This is a genomic window from Pseudomonas sp. EA_65y_Pfl1_P113 (genome assembly GCF_963970525.1).
GTDB lineage: Bacteria > Pseudomonadota > Gammaproteobacteria > Pseudomonadales > Pseudomonadaceae > Aquipseudomonas > Aquipseudomonas tritici.
This window is the reverse complement of record NZ_CAXAQM010000030.1, coordinates 36,298-58,127: the sequence shown is the minus strand read 5'-3', so window position 1 is coordinate 58,127 and position 21,830 is coordinate 36,298. Positions and strand designations below refer to the sequence as shown.

Genomic DNA, 21,830 nt, shown 5'->3' with positions numbered 1-21,830 from the left:
AAGAAAGAAGCCGTGATCGGCAGATGCGCGCCTTGGAACGCAAGGCACGCAAACTTGGATTGCAGCTGGTTAAAGCGGCTTAAATTTTAAGAGCAAAAACAATGAGTTATTTTTTGTTTGATAAGAGTGGGCTTGCTCCCACCTTTGTTTTGCGGTGATTTTAAAGTTAGCGCTGATGCACCAACTGCCCGGCTGCATACGTCTGCATCACCGTCCGATCATCCCCCAGTGTCATCAACACAAACAACGTCTCGGCAATGTTATTCGCCTGCTTCAAGCGATAGCTCAACAACGGCGTAGCGTTGTAGTCCAGCACTAAAAAGTCCGCATCCGTCCCCGGCTGCAACGTGCCGATCTTGTCTTCCAGCCGCAGCGCCCGCGCGCCGCCCAGGGTCGCCAGGTACAGCGATTTGAACGGGCTCAACCGCGCGCCCTGCAATTGCATGACCTTGTAGGCTTCGTTCAAGGTTTGCAGCAGCGAGAAACTGGTGCCGCCACCCACGTCCGTGCCCAGGCCCACATTCAACTTGTGCTTCTCAGCCATCGGCAGGTTGAACAAGCCGCTGCCGAGGAACAGGTTCGAGGTCGGGCAAAACGCGACGGCCGAGCCCGTTTCTGCCAGTCGCGCGCATTCGTCATCGCACAGGTGCACGCCGTGGGCAAACACCGAGCGCTCGCCCAGCAATGTGTAGTGGTCGTACACATCCAGGTAGCCATTGCGCTCCGGGAACAGCGTTTTTACCCACTCGACTTCCTGCGTGTTCTCGCTGATGTGCGTCTGCATGTACAGGTCGGGGTATTCGCCCAGCAGTTGCCCGGCCAAGGCCAATTGTTCCGGCGTGCTGGTCGGCGCAAAGCGCGGCGTGACCGCATAGTGCAGTCGGCCTTTGCCGTGCCATCGCTCGATCAGCGCCTTGCTCTCCTGGTAGCCGGATTCTGCGGTATCGGTCAGGTAGTCCGGCGCGTTGCGGTCCATCATCACCTTGCCGGCGATCATGCGCAGGTCGAGCTTTTCTGCCACCTCAAAAAATGCGTTCACTGACTGCGGATGCACGCTGCCAAACACCAGCGCGGTGGTGGTGCCGTTTCGCAGCAGCTCCTTGATAAAAATATCAGCGACTTCTTCGGCGTGAGCCTTGTCGGCGAACTGGCTTTCGCACGGGAAGGTGTAAGTGTTCAGCCAATCCAGCAATTGCTCGCCATACGCGCCGACCATGCCGGTTTGCGGCAGGTGGATGTGTGTATCGATCAGGCCGGGTGTGATCAGCGCGTCCTGGTAGTGGGTGATGTCGATGTCGGCGGGCAACGTCGGCAGCAAATCGCCGGCATGACCAATCGCGCTGATCTGGCCGTTTTCGATCACCAGCAGGCCGTCTTCGAAATACTCGTAGGAAGCTTCGATACCCACTTCAGCGGGATCGGCGATGCTGTGCAGGATGGCGGCACGGTAGGCTTTGCGAGTCAAAGGCATGGTCGTCTCAATTCAAAGGGCTTGGCTGCGACGCGAAGCCGGCAGCAGTTTGGCAATGGGTTCGGCGCTGGCGGTGTGCTGGCCGAAATTCGCGTTATAGGTAGCGATGATTTCGCCGGCGATGGAGACGGCGATCTCCACCGGTAATTTGCCCTTTACCTCGGTGAGGCCCATGGGGCAGCGCATGCGTTGCAGCTGTGCGGCGTCGAAGCCGCGATCACGCAAGCGGTGTTCGAATTTGACCCGTTTGGTCTTTGAGCCAATCAGGCCGAAATACGCAAAGTCATTGCGTTTGAGCAGGGCGGCGGTCAGTTCCAGGTCCAGCGCATGATTGTGGGTCATGACGATGCAGTAACTGCCCACCGGCAAGTCGGCGACTTCGTCGACCGGCTCTTCGCTGACGATTTTACGCACGCCTAGCGGGATATGTTCCGGAAACTCCTGGTCGCGCGAATCGATCCAACGCACCCGGCACGGCAGGCTCGCCAGCAATGGCACCAACGCGCGGCCAACATGGCCGGCGCCAAACACCGCGATCTGCGCCTGCACTTGGCCCATGGGTTCGAACAGCAGCACGGTCACGCCGCCACAGCACTGGCCCAGGCTGGCGCCGAGGCTGAAGCGTTCCAGATGAGTGTTCTGCTGGCCACTTACGAGCATGTCCCGGGCGATCTGCATGGCCTTGTATTCCAGGTGCCCGCCGCCGATGGTGTCGAAGGTCTGCGCGGCGCTGATTACCATCTTCGAACCGGCGTTGCGCGGCGTGGAGCCGAGCTCTTCGATGATGGTCACCAGGACGCAGGGTTCGCCCTGGTTTTGCAGGTCGGCGAGGGCGCTGATCCAGTTGTTCATGTTTACCTCAACATTTCTGTTGTCCGTTCGGCCGTCTTTGCGAGCAAGTCGAAGGCGGCGTCTCGGTCTAAAGCGAAGCCAACTCGGTTTCGGTTACCACAGGCGCAACAGCCTGCAACTGCCGCATCTGCTCACACCCCCACAACACCCGCTCCGGCGTCGCCGGTGCGTCAATCTTCGGCTGATGGCGATAATCACCCAGGCTCGCCACGGCGTCCTTGATCGCGCACCACGAAGCAATCCCGAGCATGAACGGCGGCTCGCCCACGGCCTTGGAATGGAACACCGTGTCTTCCGGGTTCTTGCGGTTTTCCACCAGCTTGACGCGCAGCTCCAGCGGCATGTCCGCCACGGCTGGGATCTTGTAGCTGGCCGGGCCGTTGGTCATCAGCTTGCCCTTGTTGTTCCACACCAGCTCTTCCATGGTCAGCCAGCCCATGCCCTGGATAAAACCGCCTTCGACCTGACCGATGTCGATGGCCGGGTTCAGCGAGGCGCCGACGTCGTGGAGGATGTCGGTGCGCAGCATCTTGTACTCGCCGGTCAGGGTGTCGACGATCACTTCGCAACAGGCCGCGCCGAACGCGAAGTAGTAGAACGGCCGACCGCGCGACTGGCTGCGGTCGTAGAAGATTTTCGGGGTCTTGTAGAAGCCGGTGCTCGACAGCGAAACCTGGGCGAAATAAGCCTGCTGGATCAACGCCTCAAAGGTCAGGATCTGGTCACGCAGGCGCACATGACCGTTGCGGAATGCCACATCGGCCTCGCTCACGTCGTACTTGCGCGCGGCAAATTCCACCAGTCGCTGCTTGATGGTTTCGGCGGCGTTCTGCGCGGCCTTACCGTTCAGGTCAGCACCGCTGGAGGCGGCGGTCGGCGAGGTGTTGGGCACTTTGTCGGTGTTGGTGGCGGTGATCTGTACGCGGTCGATCTCCACCTGAAACACCTCGGCCACCACCTGCGCGACCTTGGTGTTCAAGCCCTGGCCCATCTCGGTGCCGCCGTGGTTCAGGTGGATGCTGCCGTCGGTATAGATGTGGATCAGTGCACCCGCCTGGTTGAGAAAGCTGGCTGTAAACGAAATGCCGAACTTCACCGGGGTCAGCGCCAGGCCTTTTTTCAGGATCGGGCTGTGGGCGTTGTACAGGCGAATCGCTTCGCGGCGCTCGGCGTATTGGCTGCTGGCCTCAAGCTCAGCGGTCATCTCTTCGAGCATGTTGTGCTCGACCGTCTGGTAGTAGTGGGTGACGTTGCGCTCGGTCTTACCGTAGTAGTTGGCTTTGCGCACCGCCAGCGGATCAAGCGCCAGATGGCGGGCGATGGCGTCCATCACTTCCTCGATGGCGACCATGCCTTGCGGGCCGCCAAAGCCACGGTAGGCAGTGTTGGACGCGGTGTTGGTCTTGCAGCGATGGCCGTTCACCGTGGCATCGCCCAGGTAATACGCGTTGTCGGAGTGGAACATCGCACGGTCGACAATCGAGTTGGACAGGTCCGGCGAACAGCCGCAGTTACCCGCCAGTTCCAGGTTGATGCCATGCAGGCGACCAGAGTCGTCAAAGCCGACGTCGTATTCGATATAGAAGGGGTGGCGCTTGCCGGTCATCAGCATGTCTTCCACGCGCGGCAGGCGCATCTTGGTCGGCTGGCCAGTGAGGCGCGCGACCACCGCGCACAAGCACGCGGGGCTGGCGGCCTGGGTTTCCTTGCCGCCGAAACCACCGCCCATGCGGCGCATATCCACCACGATCTTGTTCATCGACACGTCGAGCACTTCGGCCACCAGTTTCTGCACTTCGGTGGGGTTTTGCGTAGAGCAATAGACAATCATGCCGCCGTCTTCGGTGGGCATCACCGAGGAGATCTGGGTTTCCAGGTAGAAGTGTTCCTGGCCGCCGATATGAAGAGTGCCCTGGATACGGTTTTTGGCCGTGGCCAATGCGCCGACTGAATCACCGCGCTGGTGGGTGTGGCTGTCGAGCACGAAGTGCTTTTTGCGAAACGCCTCGACCACATCCAGCACCGGTTCCAGGTCTTCGTATTCGATCACCGCAGCCATCGCTGCTTTGCGTGCGGTGCCCAGGTCGCGGGCGGCCACTGCGAGTACAACCTGGCCGACGTACTGCACCGTATCAATCGCCAGCAACGGATCGCCGGGCATCAGCGGGCCGATGTCTTTCAGGCCCGGCACGTCTTCATGGGTGATAACAATGCGCACACCTTCAAAGGCATAGCAGGGCGCGGTGTCGATGCTGATGATCTTCGCGTGGGCACGGTCGGACATGCGCGCATACAGGTGCAATTGGTTGGGGAATTCAAGGCGGTCATCGATGTAGTGCGCTTCACCGCTGACGTGCTTGGCGGCGCTGTCATGCTTGACGCTGCGGCCCACGCCAGAGGTGAGATCCTGGGCGAACAGCTCGGCGAGTTCGGCTAGGGTTTTAACGACGGCGTGATGGTTAGACATAAGCGGTCACCCGAGTCTCGATGTGCGGCGTTTGCAGTTCGATGAAGTATTTGCGCAACAGGTTCTGCGCGCTGAGCAGGCGATATTCCTTGCTGGCGCGGAAGTCCGACAGCGGGGTGAAATCCTCGGCCAGGGCGGCGCAGGCTTTTTCGACGGTGGTCGAGTTCCAGGTGGCGCCCACCAACGCGGCTTCGCCGCTCTTGGCGCGTTTAGGCGTGGCCGCCATGCCACCGAACGCAACGCGGGCGTCGCTGATCACACCGTTTTCAATCTGCAAATTGAACGCGGCGCACACGGCGGAAATGTCATCGTCCAGGCGCTTGGAAACCTTGTAGGCGCGGAACAACGCGTGACCCTTCGGCACGATAATTTTCTCGATGAACTCGCTGTCCTGGCGCGCGGTGACGCGGTAATCGATGAAGTAGTCTTCAAGCGCCAGGGTGCGGCGGGTTTCGCCCTTGCGCAGCACGATCTGCGCGCCGAGGGCGATCAGCAGCGGTGGCGAATCACCAATCGGCGACGCATTGCCGATATTGCCGCCCAGGGTGCCCTGGTTGCGGATTTGCAGAGAGGCGAAGCGATGCAGCAGTTCGCCAAAGTCCGGGTATTCAGCGTTCAACGCGGCGTAACAATCGGAGAGGGCTGTGGCCGCGCCGATTTCCAGGTGGTCGTCGAGATCTTCGATGTGCTTCATTTCTTCAATGTTGCCGACGTAGATCATCACCGGCAGCGTGCGGTGGAACTGGGTGACTTCCAGCGCCAGGTCGGTGCCTCCGGCCAGCAAGCGCGCCTGGGGATAAGCATCGTAGAGGTCGGCCAGATCGGCAACGGTCAGGGGCACCAGGCAGCGTTTGTCGCCGCTGTTGAGTTCACCGGTTTGCGTCGGCGCAATGGCTTTGAGGCGGGCGATGGTGTCGGCCTGGCGGCTGTCGAAGTGATCCTGGGGTTTGTTGCAGCAAGCCTGTTCGGCGGCAGCGAGAATCGGGCGATAACCGGTGCAGCGGCACAGGTTGCCGGCCAGGGCTTCATAGGCTTTCTGGCTGTCGGGGGCGTCGCTATTCTTTTGCAGGGCAAACAACGACATCACAAAACCGGGGGTGCAAAAGCCGCATTGTGAACCGTGGCACTCGACCATGGCCTGTTGCACGCTGTGCAGTTGGCCCTGGTGCTTGAGGTCTTCGACGCTGATCAGTTGTTTGCCGTGCAGGGACGAGACAAAGGTCAGGCAGGAGTTGAGGCTGCGATAACGGATCTGCTCGGCGCCTTGATCGTCCTTGTGCAGCTCGCCGACCACCACGGTGCAGGCACCGCAATCGCCGCTGGCGCAGCCTTCCTTGGTACCGGATTTGCCCACATGCTCGCGTAGATAGTTGAGCACAGTCAGGTTGGGGTCCAGGGCGTGCTCGCTACGGAGTTCCTGGTTAAGTAAAAACTGGATCACGGAAGGCCTCGCAGACTCATTATTGTTGTTAACCGCTTTGCGCCGAATCTAGTCATGTCTGACTTTTCGGTCAATTGTTTTCTGACCTAAGGGTCAAGAAAATCCGATCACAACACGTTCAATTATGGTCCAGTCTTCTGGAACCGTTGTTTTTGCGGGCTTATACACTGCAACCTTTGCTTATTCCGTGCCAAATTCGCCAAGGTGGGCGTAGCGCCATCAGCGGGCCAATGCGCTACACTGCCGCGCCTGTATTGATAGAAGATTTTGAAGGGAAAACATGACGTTCAAGGCGCCGGACAGTCTCGCCGAGCAAATCGCTCACCACCTCGCCGAACGCATTATTCGCGGCGATCTCAAGCCTGGGGAGCGGATCCAGGAGCAAAAGGTCACGCTGGCACTCAATGTCAGCCGTGGTTCCGTGCGTGAAGCCTTGCTGATCCTCGAACGTCGCCACTTGATCGCGATTCTGCCGCGCCGTGGCGCCCACGTCACCGAACTCACCGCACACAAGGTGCAGAGCCTGTGTACCCTGATGGGCGAGATGTACATCCTGCTCGGCAATGCGGTTGCCGAAGGCTGGCAGACCCAGGTCGACATGGCACCGTTTCTGCAAATACAGCAGCGCCTGCAGGTCAGCTATGAGCGCGAGGACATCCGCGCTTTCGTTGAGGAAAGCTTCAATGTCATGCGTGCCGCGTACCCCTTCGCCAACAACCCGTATTTGCAGGAAACCGTCGAGAACCTGCAGCCTGCGATGAACCGTGCCTATTACCTGGCCCTGGATCAACGCAAGGCGTCCATGAGCGAGTACCTGGCGCTGTTCGAACAACTGCTCGCCGCTGTACTGGCCCGTGACCTGGTGCAGATTCGCCTGGTGCTGTCGGCCTACTGCCAGCGCAGCAGCTCGCTGGTCATCGCCGCGTTGGCGGACGCCTAAACGTGCGGCTCAAGTGCATCAAACTGGCGGGGTTCAAATCCTTCGTCGACCCGACCACGGTGAACTTCCCCAGTAATATGGCAGCGGTGGTCGGGCCCAATGGTTGCGGCAAGTCGAACATCATCGACGCCGTACGCTGGGTGATGGGCGAGAGCTCGGCAAAAAACCTGCGCGGCGAATCGATGACCGACGTCATCTTCAACGGCTCCACCAGCCGCAAGCCCGTCAGCCAGGCCAGCATCGAACTGGTATTCGACAACGCCGACGGCACCCTGGTCGGTGAGTACGCGGCCTACGCCGAAATCTCGATCCGCCGCAAAGTGACGCGCGACAGCCAGAACAGTTACTTCCTTAATGGCACCAAGTGTCGCCGTCGCGACATCACCGATATCTTCCTCGGCACAGGCCTGGGCCCGCGCAGCTATTCGATCATCGAGCAGGGCATGATCTCCAAGCTGATCGAAGCCAAGCCCGAAGACCTGCGTAACTTTATCGAAGAAGCAGCCGGCATCTCCAAGTACAAGGAGCGCCGCCGCGAGACCGAAAACCGTATCCGCCGCACCCACGAAAACCTCGCCCGCCTGACCGACCTGCGCGAAGAGCTGGAGCGCCAGTTGGAGCGCCTGCACCGCCAGGCCCAGGCCGCCGAGAAGTACCAGGAATACAAGGGCGAAGAGCGCCAGCTCAAGGCACAACTGTCGGCCCTGCGTTGGCAGGCGCTGAATGACCAGGTTGGCCAGCGCGAAGCGATTATCGGCACCCAGGAAATCAGCTTTGAAGCCCTGGTGGCCGAGCAGCGCAATGCCGACGCCAGCATCGAACGCCTGCGTGATGGGCACCACGACCTGTCCGAGCGCTTCAATCTGGTGCAGGGCCGCTTCTATTCGGTAGGCGGCGATATTGCCCGCGTCGAGCAGAGCATCCAGCACGGCCAGCAGCGGCTGCGCCAGCTGCAGGATGATTTGAAGGAAGCCGAGCGCGCGCGCCTGGAAACAGAATCTCACTTGGGGCACGACCGCACGTTACTGCTGACCCTCGGCGAAGAGCTGGACATGCTCACCCCCGAGCAGGAGATCACCAGCGCCGCCGCCGAAGAGGCGGCGGCGGCGCTGGAAGAGGCCGAAACTACCATGCACGGCTGGCAGGAGCAGTGGGACACCTTCAACCTGCAATCCGCCGAGCCGCGTCGCCAGGCTGAGGTGCAGCAGTCGCGCATCCAGCAACTGGAAACCAGCATGGAGCGCCTGGCCGAACGCCAGCGTCGTCTGCAGGAAGAGCGTGTGTTGCTCGCCGCCGACCCGGAAGACGCGGCAATCATGGAGCTGAGCGAGCAACTGGCCGAAAGCGAAATGACGCTGGAGGAACTGGAAGCCAGCGAAGAACAGCAAGTGGAGCGTCTGGAGCAATTGCGTCAGCAACTGCAACAGGCGACTCAGGCGCAGCAGCAAGCCCAGGGTGATTTGCAGCGGCTCAATGGGCGCTTGGCATCCCTTGAGGCCTTGCAGCAAGCCGCCCTGGACCCAGGCACCGGTACGGCTGAATGGTTGCGCGAGCAGCATCTGGCCGAACGCCCGCGATTAGCGGAAGGCTTGAAGGTCGAGGCGGGTTGGGAGCTGGCGGTGGAAACCGTGCTCGGCGCCGACCTGCAGGCTGTGCTGGTGGATGATTTTGGCGGCTTCGACCTGGCCGGTTTTGCCCAGGGTGATCTGCGCTTGCTCAGCCCTGCGGCCGATGGCACACGGGTGCCGGGCAGTTTGCTGGACAAGGTCGAAGCGGCAATTGATCTGTCGCCGTGGCTGGGCCAGGTCACACCGGTTGAATCACTTGAGCAGGCCTTGGCCCAGCGCGGCCAGCTTGGCGTCGGCGAGAGCCTGATCAGCCGCGACGGCTACTGGGTCGGTCGCCATTTCCTGCGGGTACGCCGTGCCAGTGAAGCCGAAAGCGGCGTCCTGGCCCGGGGCCAGGAAATCGTCAACCTGAGCGCCGAACGCGAAGAACGCGAAGCCACCCTTGAAAGCCTGGAAACCGAACTGCAAACCCTGCGCGCCACCCAGCGCCAGCAAGAGACCGGCCGCGAACACCTGCGCCGCCTGTTGCAGGACGAAGCGCGCCAACAAGGTGAACTCAAGGCCCAGCTCTCCGCGAGCAAAGCCAAGGCCGAACAGCTGACCCTGCGCCGCACCCGTCTTGATGAAGAAGTCGCCGAGATGGGCGAACAACGCGCTCTCGAACATGAGCAGATCGGCGAAGCGCGCCTGCAGTTGCAGGAGGCCCTGGACAGCATGGCCCTCGACACCGAGCAACGCGAATTGCTGTTGGCCCAGCGCGACAGCCTGCGCGAACGCCTCGACCGCGTGCGCCAGGAAGCCCGCCAACACAAGGACCATGCCCACCAATTGGCAGTGCGCCTCGGCTCGCTGCGCGCCCAGCACAACTCCACGGCTCAGGCCCTTGAGCGCCTGGAGATGCAATCGGAACGCCTCACCGAAAAGCGCGAGCAGTTGAGCCTCAATCTTGAGGAGGGCGAAGCGCCGCTGGAAGAACTGCGCCTCAAGCTCGAAGAGTTGCTCGACAAGCGCATGACCGTCGACGAAGAGCTCAAGACCGCGCAGATCGCCCTGGAAGACGCCGATCGCGAATTGCGCGACGCCGAAAAACGCCGGACCCAGGCCGAGCAGCAGTCCCAGCTTATCCGCGGTCAGCTCGAACAACAGCGCATGGAATGGCAAGCCTTGACCGTGCGCCGCAAGACCCTGCAAGACCAATTGCTGGAAGACGGCTACGACCTGCACGGCGTGCTCAACACACTGACCGCCCAGGCCAACGAGAAAGAGGCCGAAGAAGAACTCGAACGCATTGCTGCGCGTATCCAGCGACTGGGCGCGATCAACTTGGCGGCCATCGACGAATACCAGCAGCAATCCGAGCGCAAACGTTATCTGGATGCCCAGAACGCCGACCTTGTGGAAGCCTTGGACACCCTGGAAAATGTGATCCGCAAGATCGACAAGGAAACCCGTAACCGCTTCAAAGATACCTTTGATCAGATTAATGCCGGTTTACAGGCGTTATTCCCAAAAGTTTTCGGCGGTGGCAGCGCTTACTTGGAACTGACGGGCGAAGATCTACTCGATACAGGGGTAACGATCATGGCGCGGCCTCCGGGCAAGAAGAACAGCACCATCCATTTGTTGTCCGGCGGCGAGAAAGCCCTGACCGCATTGGCCCTGGTGTTTGCCATCTTCAAGTTGAACCCGGCGCCGTTCTGCATGCTCGATGAAGTTGACGCCCCGCTGGATGACGCTAACGTTGGACGCTACGCACGGTTGGTAAAGGAGATGTCCCAGACCGTGCAGTTCATCTATATCACCCACAATAAGATCGCCATGGAAATGGCGGATCAGTTGATGGGTGTGACGATGCATGAGCCTGGCTGCTCGCGTTTGGTAGCGGTGGATGTCGAAGAAGCGATGGCGATGGTGGACGCCTAGCGGCGTAGCGTTTAGGCGCAAGCTGCAAGCTACAAGTGAGTTGGCTTGAGCTTGAAGCTTATAACTTGAAGCTTGCAGCTCACCGTTGGCGCCAATGTACGAAAAGGCCATTGGAGAGCGAAGATGCCAATCCAATACATCTTTCGCCAACTGTGCTAATTTAATGTCAAATTTTCATATGCGTGGGCAAAACGTCAGTCAGAACATAGAGTTGGCGCCACGTTTTAAAGCGGTTTGCGCAGTGCTAAACCCCTTATTTTTCAGCATTTTTTATTAGAGGCACGGGATTACATGGAAATCGGTCTGCGCGAGTGGCTGATCGTCATCGGCATTATTGTCATTGCCGGTATTCTTTTTGATGGCTGGCGCCGCATGCGCGGTGGCAAGGGCAAGCTCAAATTTCGTCTGGACCGCAACCTGTCCAACTTGCCTGACGACGACGGTGCCGCCGAGCTGCTGGGGCCGCCTCGTGTGCTTGATACCCATAAAGAACCCCAGTTGGACGAGCACGACTTGCCGTCGATGAGCGCGCCGCTGCGTGAAGCCCGCGAGCCGTCGTCCAAGCGTGGCAAGCGCGCCAGTGCCAGCGCTGCCGAGCCGCATCAGGGCGACTTGAACCTCGACGTCGATGAAGGCCCGAGCTTCAGCAGCCGCGACGATGATTTCCCGGACGAAAATGTGGGCAAGACCTCCAGCGCGCCGCGCCAATCTGTCAACGACCAGCCCGCCGCCGAAGAAGTGCTGGTGATCAGCGTGATCTGCCGCGATGCCGCCGGTTTCAAAGGTCCGGCCCTGCTGCAGAACATCCTGGAAAGTGGCCTGCGTTTTGGCGAGATGGATATTTTCCACCGTCACGAAAGCATGGCGGGTAACGGCGAAGTGCTGTTCTCCATGGCCAATGCGGTCAAGCCGGGCACCTTCGACCTCGACGATATCGACCTGTTCAGCACCCCGGCGGTGAGCTTCTTCCTTGGCCTGCCAGGCCCACGTCACCCGAAACAAGCATTCGACGTGATGGTGGCCGCAGCCCGCAAGCTGTCCCAGGAACTGAATGGCGAGCTCAAGGACGACCAGCGCAGCGTCCTCACGGCCCAGACCATCGAACATTACCGTCAGCGCATCGTCGAGTTCGAACGTCGCGCCCTGACACAGAAACGCTGAGGCCTGATCTTAAGCGTTGCCTGTAGAATCCGTGCACTAACATATTGAGCAGCTTCGGCTGCTCTTTTGCTTTATGAGAGAACACCCATGACCGCCGCCCATACCCGCATCCTCGAACTGCGCGCTGAACTGGATCAGCACAACTACCGTTATCACGTCCTCGACGAGCCAAGCATTCCGGACGCCGAGTACGACCGGTTGTTCCATGAGCTCAAGGCCCTGGAGGCCGAGCATCCGGAGCTGATTACGCGCGATTCACCGACGCAGCGGGTCGGCAGTGCGGCGCTGTCGGCGTTCACTCAGGTGAAGCACGAGATTCCGATGCTCAGCCTGGGCAACGCGTTTGATGAAACCACCCTGCTGGAGTTCGATCGCCGGGTGACCGAAGGTCTCGACCTGCCCGTAGGCGATCTGTTTGGCGGTGGCGGGGCGGTGGAGTACAGCTGCGAGCCCAAGCTGGACGGCCTGGCGGTCAGCCTGCTGTACCAGGATGGCGAGTTGGTACGGGGTGCTACCCGTGGCGACGGCACCACCGGTGAAGACATCAGCGTCAACGTGCGCACCGTGCGCAATATCCCATTGAAGCTGCACGGCAGCGGCTGGCCGGCCACCCTCGAGGTGCGCGGCGAAGTGTTCATGTCCAAGGCCGGTTTCGAGCGGCTCAACGCCTCGCAACTGGAGGTCGGCGGCAAGACCTTCGCCAACCCGCGCAACGCGGCTGCCGGCAGCTTGCGCCAGCTGGACTCAAAGATCACTGCCAGCCGCCCGCTGGAATTTTGCTGTTATGGCGTGACCACCGATATCAGCGACACCCACATTGGCAACCTGCAGCAACTGAAGCAGTGGGGCATGCCCATCAGTCACGAGCTGAAGCTGGCCAAGGGCATTCAGGATTGCCTGGAGTACTACCGCGATATCGGCGAGCGGCGTAACAGCCTGCCGTATGAGATCGACGGTGTGGTGTTCAAGGTCAACAGCATTGCCTCCCAGCGTGAGCTGGGCTTCCGCGCCCGCGAACCGCGCTGGGCCATCGCGCATAAATTCCCGGCCCTGGAAGAGCTGACCGAACTGCTCGACGTCGAATTTCAGGTTGGCCGCACCGGCGCCGTCACACCGGTGGCGCGCTTGAAGCCGGTCAAGGTCGCGGGTGTCACCGTCTCCAACGCTACCTTGCACAACATGGACGAAGTCGCGCGCCTGGGCGTGATGATCGGCGATACCGTGATCATCCGCCGTGCCGGTGACGTAATCCCGCAAGTCGTGTCGGTGGTGCTCGAGCGGCGCCCGGAAACAGCACGTGCAGTGCCGATTCCCGAGCGCTGCCCGGTGTGCGGCTCCCATGTGGAGCGCACGCAACTGGTCAAGCGCAGCAAAGGCAAGGAAACCGTGAGCGAAGGCGCGGTGTACCGTTGCGTCGGCCGCCTGGCCTGTGGCGCGCAGCTCAAGCAGGCGATCATCCATTTTGTGTCGCGTCGTGCCATGGATATCGACGGCCTCGGCGACAAGACCATCGAACAGTTGGTGGATGAAAAACTCATCGGCTCGCCGGCTGATCTCTACAAACTTAAGTACGAGCAGATTATCGACCTGGAAGGCTTCGCCGATATTTCCAGCAAGAAGCTGATTACCGCCATCGAAAACAGCAAGACCCCGACCCTGGCGCGCTTTATCTACGCCCTGGGTATTCCCGACGTAGGCGAGGAGACCGCCAAGGTGCTGGCGCGTTCCCTGGCCTCGCTGGAACGTGTGCAGAAGGCCTTGCCGGAAGTGCTGACGTACTTGCCGGACGTGGGCCTGGAAGTGGCGCACGAGATCCACAGCTTCTTTGAAGACAGCCATAACCAAGACGTGATCGGCGCGCTGCTGTCGCCGGATGAATGCGGCCTGCAATTGCAGGATCAGGGCGACCTGAGTGCCGAATTCGCCGCCAGCACCACGTTGGGCGGCTTGCTCGACAAGTTGCACGTGCCGAGCGTCGGCCCGGGCGCTGCGCAGAAACTGGCGGACAAGTTCGGCACCCTCGAGGGCGTGATCAAGGCGGACTGGCTGGACATGCGCCAGGCCCTGCCCGAGAAACAGGCCAAGGCCGTCCGCGACTTTTTCGACAGCGAAGGCAACGCCAACCGCGCCCTGGCCATCGAGCAGCAGCTTAAGGACTTCGGCATGCACTGGCTGAGCGAGAAGAAAGTCGTCGAAGGTTTGCCCGAAGCCGGGCACACCTGGGTGCTCACCGGCTCCCTGGAGCTGATGAGTCGTGACGTGGCGAAGGAAAAGCTCGAAAGCCTCGGCGCCAAGGTGGCGGGTTCCGTCTCGGCGAAAACCCATTGCGTGGTGGCTGGGCCAGGCGCCGGCTCCAAGCTGGCCAAGGCCAGCGAGCTGGGCTTGAAGGTATTGGACGAAGAAGCTTTCGTCGCCTTCCTGGCCACGCATAACATCACGGTCTGATTCTTACTGAACGATCTCTTACTGGCGATGCTCAGAGTTCCTACGCGCGCCCCGTAGCAGCTGTCGAGCGCCAGCGGGGCTGCATTGGCGGCGATGCGGTGCAGAGCGCGGCGCTGGATGGGCAGTGTTGCCGACGCAGCCTCGCTTAAGCTCGACAGCTGCTACGCGGTTATTGTTGGTACTCAAGGCAGGAAAAGATCGCCATGTTCCGCTACTTCGAACAACTCAGTTCGCGCATCGCTGCACCGTTCGTAGCCGGCACATCTCGCGATAGCAAGGTGTGGCAGTGCCGCTGCGGCCAATCGCTGTTTTTTCGCAACAGCCAATGCCTGGCCTGCCAGGCGTTGTTGGGGTATCAAGCGCCACAAAGCCGCCTGTCCTCCCTGCAACCCGGGCCCGTCGAAGGCACTTGGCTACAGGACGACAACCTCGCCGCCGGCGCCTTCCGCCGCTGCGCCAACCTCGACACGCCGGCCGCCTGCAACTGGCTGATCCCGGCCCACAGCACCGCATCGCTGTGCGTGGCCTGCAGCTTAAACCGCACCATCCCCGACCTGTCGATCGCGGAAAACCACGATCGCTGGCGCAAAGTCGAAACCGCCAAGCGCCGCTTGGTCGCGCAACTGATCAGCCTGGGTTTACGCGTGGTGCCCAAGAGTGCCGATGAAGATAACGGCCTGGCCTTCGACTTCGTCGGTGTCGACCTGGAAGGCAACGCCCCCATGACAGGCCATGCGAACGGCCTGATCACCCTCGATATCAAGGAAGCCGACGACGCCCACCGTGAAAAACTCCGCGTGCAAATGCGTGAGCCCTATCGCACCTTGCTCGGGCACTTTCGTCACGAAGTCGGCCATTATTACTGGGATCGCCTGATCGCCAATACCCACTGGCTTGAAGCGTTTCGCAACCTGTTCGGCGACGAACGCGCCAGTTATGCCGATGCGCTCGACCAGCACTACCAGAACGGCCCACGCGCCGACTGGCAGCAAACCTGCGTCAGTGCCTACGCCACCATGCACCCCTGGGAAGACTGGGCCGAAACCTGGGCCCATTACCTGCACATGATGGACGCGGTCGACACCGCCCTCGGCTTCGGCATGAGCGCCCGCACGATGGAGCTGGATTACCAGCCATTCCCGCTCAGCACGCTCTACGACCCTGAACACCCTGGCGGTGCAGCGTTCCTGTCGTTCGTCAATGCCTGGATCGAACTGGCCGGCATGCTTAACGAACTATCGCGCAGCATGGGCCAGCCGGATTTCTATCCCTTCGTGCTGCCACCGGCGGTGATCGCCAAGCTGCACTTTATTCACCTGGTGATCCAGGAAGAGGGCGGCCGTGCGGAGGAGGTGGTACAGGCGCAGTAATCCGCCTTGTGTGGCAGCTCGGTAGCCCAGGCAGACCGAGTCGCCAGCAGAGCGAGCAAGCCCGGCTCCCACAGCGTTCTATATTGCTCCCACGGGCGCAGACAAGTGCTTGAGCCCCTTCATATTTTTTATCCGGCGCAATGGTTGTAACTTCCTATGAGATCGGTACAATGGCCCCGCTTGCCGAGAGGCAGGCGTCGTTATGGTGACCCCATCGGTCCCCCCGCAACGATTACCCGTGAACCTGGTCAGAGCCGGAAGGCAGCAGCCACAGCGGGAACATTGTGTGCCGGGGTGTGGCTGGTGGGGTTGCCTCCATAACGCTCCTCCTAGCAACATCTCATCACTTTCAATTCAAAAAAATGCTTTCACGCCATCTGCCATCGTGCAGTCCATGGCGGCATACTCCATGCCTGGCATCCGGAGACAGCACACGTGGAAAAAGTCGACGACCTCACGCGCGAAAAACTGCGGGAATGGCAGATGCGGCGCCTGGAGATCAAGGACCGTATTCAATCGCATCCTGAACAGACCCTGGAATTGTCGAGGGTATTGGACCTCATGGACGACGAACACGCGCAAATCCTCAGCCAGGCGCAAATGATCCGGGCCGAGGAAGTGACGGATGCCCCGGTGCTGATCGCCGAGCCCGCGCCGCTGCCACTCGCGGGCGCCTGCACGCTGCAATTGAATGTGGCCGCGCAGAGCGCCGAAGATTTGCGCAGGTTGCTTGAGATGGCGGTTTTCGAACTCCAGCAGCAGATCAATGCGATGGCCTCTGGGGCTGACTTGCCGGCCCATTGCGGTGGCATGTCAGGCTCCCTGGGCGAGTATCGGTTCGAACTGGGTAGCCAGGACCATGCCTGATCCACGCGACGTACGTCGGCCCCTGGCTGCGAGGAACTATGCAACCGGAACACTTTGATTTATCCAGCCCCGTCTTCCTGCCTGTCACGGATGAAACCTGCACCGCACTGCTCGGCACGGACGGTGCCGAGGCCTTGGTCGGCCTGACGGACCCGGAGCTGGCCGCCGTGCTCGTCATCCAGAACCTGGCCCAGGCCGCGGAAAAAGACCTGACGTGCGCGGGTGCCGAGCGCATCCTGGAAAAGTTGCTCGGCTGGGCAGTCGATTCACCGCCTGCGGTCGCTGCCGCGTTGCTGTCTGAGGCGCAACGGCTGTTCGACCCGCGCAAGCTGTACTTTGGTTTTAACGCGCTCAAAAGCGTGAACCTGCGCCTGCTTTCAGCTGAAGAAGTTGCGGCGCGGGATTACCTGTTGCCTACGGGTAAATGGGATATCGGCTACAAGGTCCGCCATCTGCGCAGCAATGATCCGTTCAGCCAGCAGATGATTACACCCCGGCATCGCGAACGCTGGCTCAGCCCGGCCCAGGACAAGCTGGTGCGCACCTTTCGCGCCAACTTGAATGAAGACTTGCATGTTCAAGGCTACGCGGGCATCGGCAAGAGCCACCTGCTCGGCGCGTTGATGGAGTGCCTGCGGCCTGAAACGACCCTCATACTGGCGCGCACGCAAGCAAAGCTGGCGACACTTCGCGAGCGTATGGGGTTGGGGTGCGACAGCAAGGCCGGCTCGACGTTTGCCGCGTTCGCCAAGTCCCTGTTGCACGGGCCACGCCCGCCCGCGCAGGCAGCGCCGGCCAGGTTGCCCGGCAAACTGGCTGTGGCGCAAACCCTGGATATCCATGGGTGGCGCGGGCACGATGGTCCAGTGACCGTCGAGGTGTGTCTCAAGGTGCTCGAACGCTATTGCCACTCCAGCCATCACAGCCTGTCGGCCAGTCATTTGCCGCATTTCAAACAACCGTTGTCAGGTGTGGATGCCCAGGTGTTACTGGAGTATTCCAGCCGTGTGTGGACTTACCTGGAGGCCAACCCGCAATGGGCCAGCCCACTCGCGTTCGCGGCGCTGTTGCTGATCAAGCGCGCGAGCCTCGACGGTTGTGTGGTGCCGCCTCGGTACACCCATGTATTGATTGATGAAAGCCAGGACATCCCGCCTTCGTTGTTGCAGATTATCGAACGCGGCCGCCAAGTGCTGATCACCCTCGGCGATGAGTACCAATTGGCCAACGGAGTGATGGTCAGAAGAAAGCGCGAAGTCCGGCACACCGACATCAGTTATTCCGTGCGCTCGGGCCGCAACGTCGAGCGGCTGGTCAACCCGTTGATCAGCGTGCACTCGCAGAAATGCAAGACCCCCTTCGAAGGCGCGCGGGATGCCGACGTCGGCATCGAACATTACCCCCAGGGCTTCGTGCCGCCGGAAGGCTGCGTGGTCTTGACCGCCTCGCCTTGGGACACCATGAAGTGGGCCATTCAGTTGCAGCAGGCCAACTGCCCGTTCGGGTTCCCCGACAACGCGGCGCAGCAGGATCTCCAACGCTTCATGGTCAGCGTCGTCGCCTTGTTCAAGCCGCAGTTCTACAGCAACGAGCACAACGAAAACGGGCCACACGTGTATTTCAGCGACATGGCTGACTGGCAACAGGTGCGTGATGCCAGCCAGTTCGATGAGTCGTTTCTGTGGGTCGAGAGTGAGCTGGAAAAAGGCTTCAATGTCGCCGATATCACACGCTTGAACCGACTGGGCGGGGTCCCCGGCAAGCGTTGCCTGCTGATGCTGGCGGAAGAGGCAGGTGGCATGGAATTCGATCGGGTGCTGCTGACCCCTGAGCTGCTGACCAACGTGAAGTTCAAGGATGCCTACGCGTTCGACCAGCGGATCTGTGCCGTGTACATCGCAATTTCCCGCGCAAAGCAACAGCTTTACGTCCCTTACGATGTGGTCGAATGGCTCGGGTACCACAATTATCAGGGATTCAGCGGGTCGCACGGTTACTGATTGAACTCACAGGCACTGGCGGCGAGCAGGTTAGGCCGACGATGGGGCCTGCCTGCTTAGCGGCATTACGGCCGGTACACCGGGAATGCCTTGATCACCGGGACTATTTCCGGGCCCATCGCCTCCACCGTTTTTGGCGGATTGCTCGGTGTGGGAATGTTCCTGGCAAAGTGAAAGATGATGGTCTGGCCGGTGCCACTGTCCCGGTAGTATTTGAAGAAACTGACTTCAGAGAAGCGCCCATCCTTGCGCAGAGACTCGTGGAAATACATCACCAAATACACGATGCCGGTGGCATTGTCCGTCGCCAGTATCGACGGCATATTCGGGTTTTCCTGCTGGTGAAGCCGGACGGTATTCCTGGCGAGGTCGAGGGGTTCGAAACGGTTCATCTCGCGAGGGACCACGGTAAAATCCACCATCTCATTCCAGGCATCGACGCTTTCCTGCGCCGGGAAGTATTCCCACAGGCCGGGTTTCTGAAATTTCAGGACGAACGTCTTGCCGTCGAACACCACCGATTTGGTTTCGGCAATGGAGGGGCGCGACAGGTCGGGTGCAACAGTGGCTGGAGGCGAAGCGCAACCGCAGAGCAGGGCCAAGACAGACAAAACAACTAGCGTGATTTTCATTTCAATCCTTGAAAATAGTTTGAGGCAAGTCTCTTGCGCGAAAGACAGTAGTCCAGCCGGCGGCTGAATACCGCCTATTTAGTTGAGAAACTGCATTTTCCCGATCTGTCCTTGAGGGCTCCCTCACAGCTTTAAAACACTTTCTGAACAACCCCAAACCACCTTGTTAGTTTCCGCCAGCCACTTATTTCAGAGTATGACAAGGGTGAGCGTTTGATATTGAAGTGCTATCACCTCTTTAACTAACAAGGATGTCTGTGATGAAAAGCCTGCACGGGTTACCGTGTCTTATCAGTGCTTCGGTAGGGGCTCCCGGTGAAGCCCGCAACTTGCCCGCCGATGTGCAGTGCATCCAGTATTTATTCAATCTGATCATTCCCAAACTGGGTTTTCCGCTGGCCGAGAATGGCAAGTGCGATGGCCAGTTGGTGCAGTGCATCAGCCAGTACCCGTTCCGTCACCTCAAATACGCCCACCCCGGTTGCTTGAACGTGCTGATGCCAGAGATCGCCACCGGCCTGGACTTGACCCAGACCGCGAACAAGAAATGGATCGGCCTGGCGAAGGTGTCCGCCGACAAGGCGTACCTGCTGAAAACCCCAAGTGCCAAGGCGGCTAAGCGCCCCTACATTGTCAAAAACGACGTGGTCGGCGTGCTGGCCTTCAAGCATGGCTGGGCGCAGGTCGAGTTCATCAATGCTCAGACCCGTTCGTTTACCGGTTGGATCAGCCAGGATCAGTACAGCCGTTTGTCTGCGCCTAAACCCTAGCCACGCGCCCCAGGCAGACAGAGCCCTAGTCAGAACCTCCGATTACGCCGCAACGTGCCACGCACGTTGCGGCGTTCTCATGTCTGGTTTCAGGCTTTGTTGCGGTTGAACAGCTTACGGATCACGGCGAACAACGCCACCACGCCAATCGCCAGAAATTTCTTTGCAGCCAACAGGAAGATGCCGATTTTGGCGAACAACCCGGCTTTGGCTGCAATCCCACCGGCGACCAACGCAGCGAGACCGTAAGTGGCAAGCTTGTCGGTGCTCGGGTTGAAGTCGGTGTACAGGTTGCCGTCGGTGAAGTTGGTAAAGGCCAAGACCTTGGGCAATTCCTGCTTGATGGTGGGCAGGTCGGCCATGGCGGCGACGGCGTTGAGTTCCAGCACGCCTTCACGGCCCAGCACACGGATGCTGTAGTTGAGGGTGGTCTGCTCGGCGTCGTCGGCCTTCAGTTCGCGGGCCCAATACATCTTGTGGGTGCTGTCGTCGTAGTGCGGCGGCTCGGCCCAGCCCAGCAAGTGCAAGCCGGCGTAGCCTTGTTGCTGGCGTTCTTTGTTTTCGGCCTCGTCCTCTTCCTGCATCTGTTTGAGCAGTTCGGCGTAGTCGATTTTTGCGGCGTCCTCGTCGGAAATGTGCCCGTCGGCCTTGTAGCTGACGATCACGCCCCAGCCGCGCTCCGACAATGGGCTAACGGCTTTTGGCACGATCATGCCCAGTGTCTTGAAGCCCGGCGGGTTGCCCCAGCCATCCGTCAGCAAGCGCTCGGTGTCGGCGGGGTCGAGGTAATAGAACTCGTCGTTGAGCTTGAGGGTTGCAATGCCACTGGGCAAGGTGACCGTGCCGGTCTTCTGTTTGAGGGACTTGAGGAAATGTTCGGCCGTTTCGGCGGGCGCACTGGCTTCAACGGGCGCGGGTGGGGAAGCGGCAAAGGCGGGGGCGGCAGGCAGGCTCAAAGCGGCCGCCGCCAACAACAGGCGGAAGTAATTCATGGTAGTCCCTTACATTTTGAATTAATTTCGCAAAATAATAACTGAAAGGACCTGCTACGGGTTAGCGAAAGGTCTCCCGCAACAACCCGGCAAACGCATCCCGCGCAAGGTGCCGCTGGGTGTCCTTGTGCCAGAACAGCAGGTTGTCCACGGCCTGCAGTTCATCAAATCGGTACGACGCCAACTGATTGGCCTGCTCATAGCGGGCCAGGATGCCTTCCGGCGCGAGCGCCACGCCAATGCCCGCGCTGACGCAACCGATGATCGTGCCCCAACTGGCATAGCTGGCGATGGCCGGCTTGAAGGCGTGGGGCTTGACCCAGTTCTCCAGCGCCGCCCGATATGGGCAGCCGGGCGGCCACACCAGCAGGGTACGGCCGGCGAGGTCCTCGGCGCTGTGGATCGGTGCGCTGGAGGTGCTGGCGATCAATACGAGGCGTTCGCTGTAGACCACGCTGTGCTCGAGCTTCGTGCTTTTGTTGCCGGCTGCCACCAGCGCCACATCCAGGCGGTGGTGTTGCAGGTCATCGAGCAGTTCGCCCCATGCGCCGGTGACCAGCTCCAGGCTGACATCCGGGTAGCGCCGGTGATACTCCGCCAGCAGCGGCGGCAGACGGCCGCTGGCGCTGGACTCCACCGCACCGATGCGCAGGGTGCCACGGGGAATGGCGTTGGCATCCACCGCGCGTTTGGATTCGTCCACCAATGCCAGGATGCGCTCGCAATACTCCAGGAATATCTCACCGGCAGCACTGATCGCCAGCCCGCGCCCGGCGCGGATAAACAGCGGCGTGCCCAGCTCGCCTTCCAACTGCTTGATACGCGTGGTGATGTTGGACGGCACACAGTGCAATTGCAGGGCAGCATGGGCCACGCTGCCGGTCTGCGCCACGGCTCGCACCATTTTCAGTTGGGCCAGTTCCATTACTCA

15 protein-coding genes and 1 other RNA gene are annotated in these 21,830 nt (G+C 60.5%); 9 read left to right on the top strand and 7 right to left on the bottom strand.

Translation table 11 applies throughout. The features are described from left to right. Positions 1-166: 166 nt before the first annotated feature. The 4 genes from guaD to xdhA form a co-directional block, all read right to left on the bottom strand. Positions 167-1,471 (bottom strand): guanine deaminase, encoded by a 1,305-nt coding sequence (guaD, locus tag AACY52_RS22365; protein ID WP_339418782.1) that lies wholly within the window; start codon positions 1,469-1,471, stop codon positions 167-169. Positions 1,472-1,483: 12 nt separating this feature from the next. Continuing rightward, positions 1,484-2,323 carry a xanthine dehydrogenase accessory protein XdhC gene (gene xdhC / locus AACY52_RS22360; protein WP_339418780.1) on the bottom strand — a complete coding sequence of 280 codons (840 nt, stop codon included), beginning with the start codon at positions 2,321-2,323 and terminating at the stop codon, positions 1,484-1,486. A gap of 67 nt (positions 2,324-2,390) precedes the next feature. After that, entirely contained in the window at positions 2,391-4,790 is a 2,400-nt protein-coding gene (xdhB, locus tag AACY52_RS22355; protein WP_339560792.1) for a xanthine dehydrogenase molybdopterin binding subunit, read from the bottom strand. Beyond that, complete coding sequence (gene xdhA, locus AACY52_RS22350) at positions 4,783-6,231, bottom strand: xanthine dehydrogenase small subunit (protein WP_339560791.1); 1,449 nt, start codon at positions 6,229-6,231, stop codon at positions 4,783-4,785. Before xdhA ends, xdhB begins: the two co-directional genes overlap by 8 nt. 280 nt (positions 6,232-6,511) lie before the next feature. Between xdhA and AACY52_RS22345 the strand changes: the two genes are divergently transcribed. From AACY52_RS22345 to AACY52_RS22310, 8 genes are all read left to right on the top strand, one after another. Then, positions 6,512-7,171, top strand: a complete 660-nt coding sequence (locus AACY52_RS22345) for a GntR family transcriptional regulator (RefSeq protein WP_339418775.1) — start codon at positions 6,512-6,514, stop codon at positions 7,169-7,171. A 2-nt stretch (positions 7,172-7,173) separates the two neighbouring features. Beyond that, a complete protein-coding gene (gene smc, locus AACY52_RS22340) occupies positions 7,174-10,662 on the top strand; it encodes a chromosome segregation protein SMC (RefSeq protein ID WP_339560790.1) in 3,489 nt (1,162 codons plus the stop codon). Positions 10,663-10,953: 291 nt separating this feature from the next. Then, positions 10,954-11,823 carry a cell division protein ZipA gene (gene zipA / locus AACY52_RS22335; RefSeq protein WP_339418773.1) on the top strand — a complete coding sequence of 290 codons (870 nt, stop codon included), beginning with the start codon at positions 10,954-10,956 and terminating at the stop codon, positions 11,821-11,823. An 87-nt stretch (positions 11,824-11,910) separates the two neighbouring features. Beyond that, complete coding sequence (gene ligA, locus AACY52_RS22330) at positions 11,911-14,268, top strand: NAD-dependent DNA ligase LigA (RefSeq protein ID WP_339560789.1); 2,358 nt, start codon at positions 11,911-11,913, stop codon at positions 14,266-14,268. 203 nt (positions 14,269-14,471) lie between these two features. Then, positions 14,472-15,638 (top strand): putative zinc-binding metallopeptidase, encoded by a 1,167-nt coding sequence (locus AACY52_RS22325; protein WP_339427942.1) that lies wholly within the window; start codon positions 14,472-14,474, stop codon positions 15,636-15,638. A 212-nt stretch (positions 15,639-15,850) separates the two neighbouring features. Beyond that, positions 15,851-15,947: signal recognition particle sRNA small type (gene ffs / locus AACY52_RS22320), an RNA gene on the top strand. A gap of 126 nt (positions 15,948-16,073) precedes the next feature. After that, a complete protein-coding gene (locus AACY52_RS22315) occupies positions 16,074-16,505 on the top strand; it encodes a hypothetical protein (protein WP_339418767.1) in 432 nt (143 codons plus the stop codon). Between the two features lie 38 nt (positions 16,506-16,543). Next, entirely contained in the window at positions 16,544-18,505 is a 1,962-nt protein-coding gene (locus AACY52_RS22310; RefSeq protein ID WP_339560788.1) for a hypothetical protein, read from the top strand. 65 nt (positions 18,506-18,570) lie between these two features. On the opposite strand, the gene AACY52_RS22305 is transcribed toward AACY52_RS22310, so the two are convergent. Then, positions 18,571-19,137 (bottom strand): hypothetical protein, encoded by a 567-nt coding sequence (locus AACY52_RS22305; protein ID WP_339418764.1) that lies wholly within the window; start codon positions 19,135-19,137, stop codon positions 18,571-18,573. A 260-nt stretch (positions 19,138-19,397) separates the two neighbouring features. Here AACY52_RS22305 and AACY52_RS22300 point away from each other — a divergent pair, with 260 nt between their 5' ends. Beyond that, positions 19,398-19,907, top strand: coding sequence for a hypothetical protein (locus tag AACY52_RS22300; RefSeq protein ID WP_339560787.1), 510 nt, complete (start codon positions 19,398-19,400; stop codon positions 19,905-19,907). 89 nt (positions 19,908-19,996) lie between these two features. Here AACY52_RS22300 and AACY52_RS22295 read toward each other — a convergent pair whose 3' ends face one another. Beyond that, a complete protein-coding gene (locus AACY52_RS22295) occupies positions 19,997-20,899 on the bottom strand; it encodes a DUF2167 domain-containing protein (protein WP_339560786.1) in 903 nt (300 codons plus the stop codon). Positions 20,900-20,960: 61 nt separating this feature from the next. After that, entirely contained in the window at positions 20,961-21,824 is an 864-nt protein-coding gene (locus AACY52_RS22290) for a LysR substrate-binding domain-containing protein (protein WP_339560785.1), read from the bottom strand. Positions 21,825-21,830: the final 6 nt, after the last annotated feature.

What these genes read in the sequence shown, in the direction of transcription:
- guaD (WP_339418782.1), bottom strand. Translation starts at nt 1,471, where the DNA reads ATGCCTTTGACTCGCAAAGCCTACCGTGCCGCCATCCTGCACAGCATC.
- xdhC (WP_339418780.1), bottom strand. Translation starts at nt 2,323, where the DNA reads ATGAACAACTGGATCAGCGCCCTCGCCGACCTGCAAAACCAGGGCGAA.
- xdhB (WP_339560792.1), bottom strand. Translation starts at nt 4,790, where the DNA reads ATGTCTAACCATCACGCCGTCGTTAAAACCCTAGCCGAACTCGCCGAG.
- AACY52_RS22345 (WP_339418775.1), top strand. Translation starts at nt 6,512, where the DNA reads ATGACGTTCAAGGCGCCGGACAGTCTCGCCGAGCAAATCGCTCACCAC.
- zipA (WP_339418773.1), top strand. Translation starts at nt 10,954, where the DNA reads ATGGAAATCGGTCTGCGCGAGTGGCTGATCGTCATCGGCATTATTGTC.
- ligA (WP_339560789.1), top strand. Translation starts at nt 11,911, where the DNA reads ATGACCGCCGCCCATACCCGCATCCTCGAACTGCGCGCTGAACTGGAT.
- AACY52_RS22325 (WP_339427942.1), top strand. Translation starts at nt 14,472, where the DNA reads ATGTTCCGCTACTTCGAACAACTCAGTTCGCGCATCGCTGCACCGTTC.
- AACY52_RS22310 (WP_339560788.1), top strand. Translation starts at nt 16,544, where the DNA reads ATGCAACCGGAACACTTTGATTTATCCAGCCCCGTCTTCCTGCCTGTC.
- AACY52_RS22305 (WP_339418764.1), bottom strand. Translation starts at nt 19,137, where the DNA reads ATGAAAATCACGCTAGTTGTTTTGTCTGTCTTGGCCCTGCTCTGCGGT.
- AACY52_RS22300 (WP_339560787.1), top strand. Translation starts at nt 19,398, where the DNA reads ATGAAAAGCCTGCACGGGTTACCGTGTCTTATCAGTGCTTCGGTAGGG.
- AACY52_RS22295 (WP_339560786.1), bottom strand. Translation starts at nt 20,899, where the DNA reads ATGAATTACTTCCGCCTGTTGTTGGCGGCGGCCGCTTTGAGCCTGCCT.
- AACY52_RS22290 (WP_339560785.1), bottom strand. Translation starts at nt 21,824, where the DNA reads ATGGAACTGGCCCAACTGAAAATGGTGCGAGCCGTGGCGCAGACCGGC.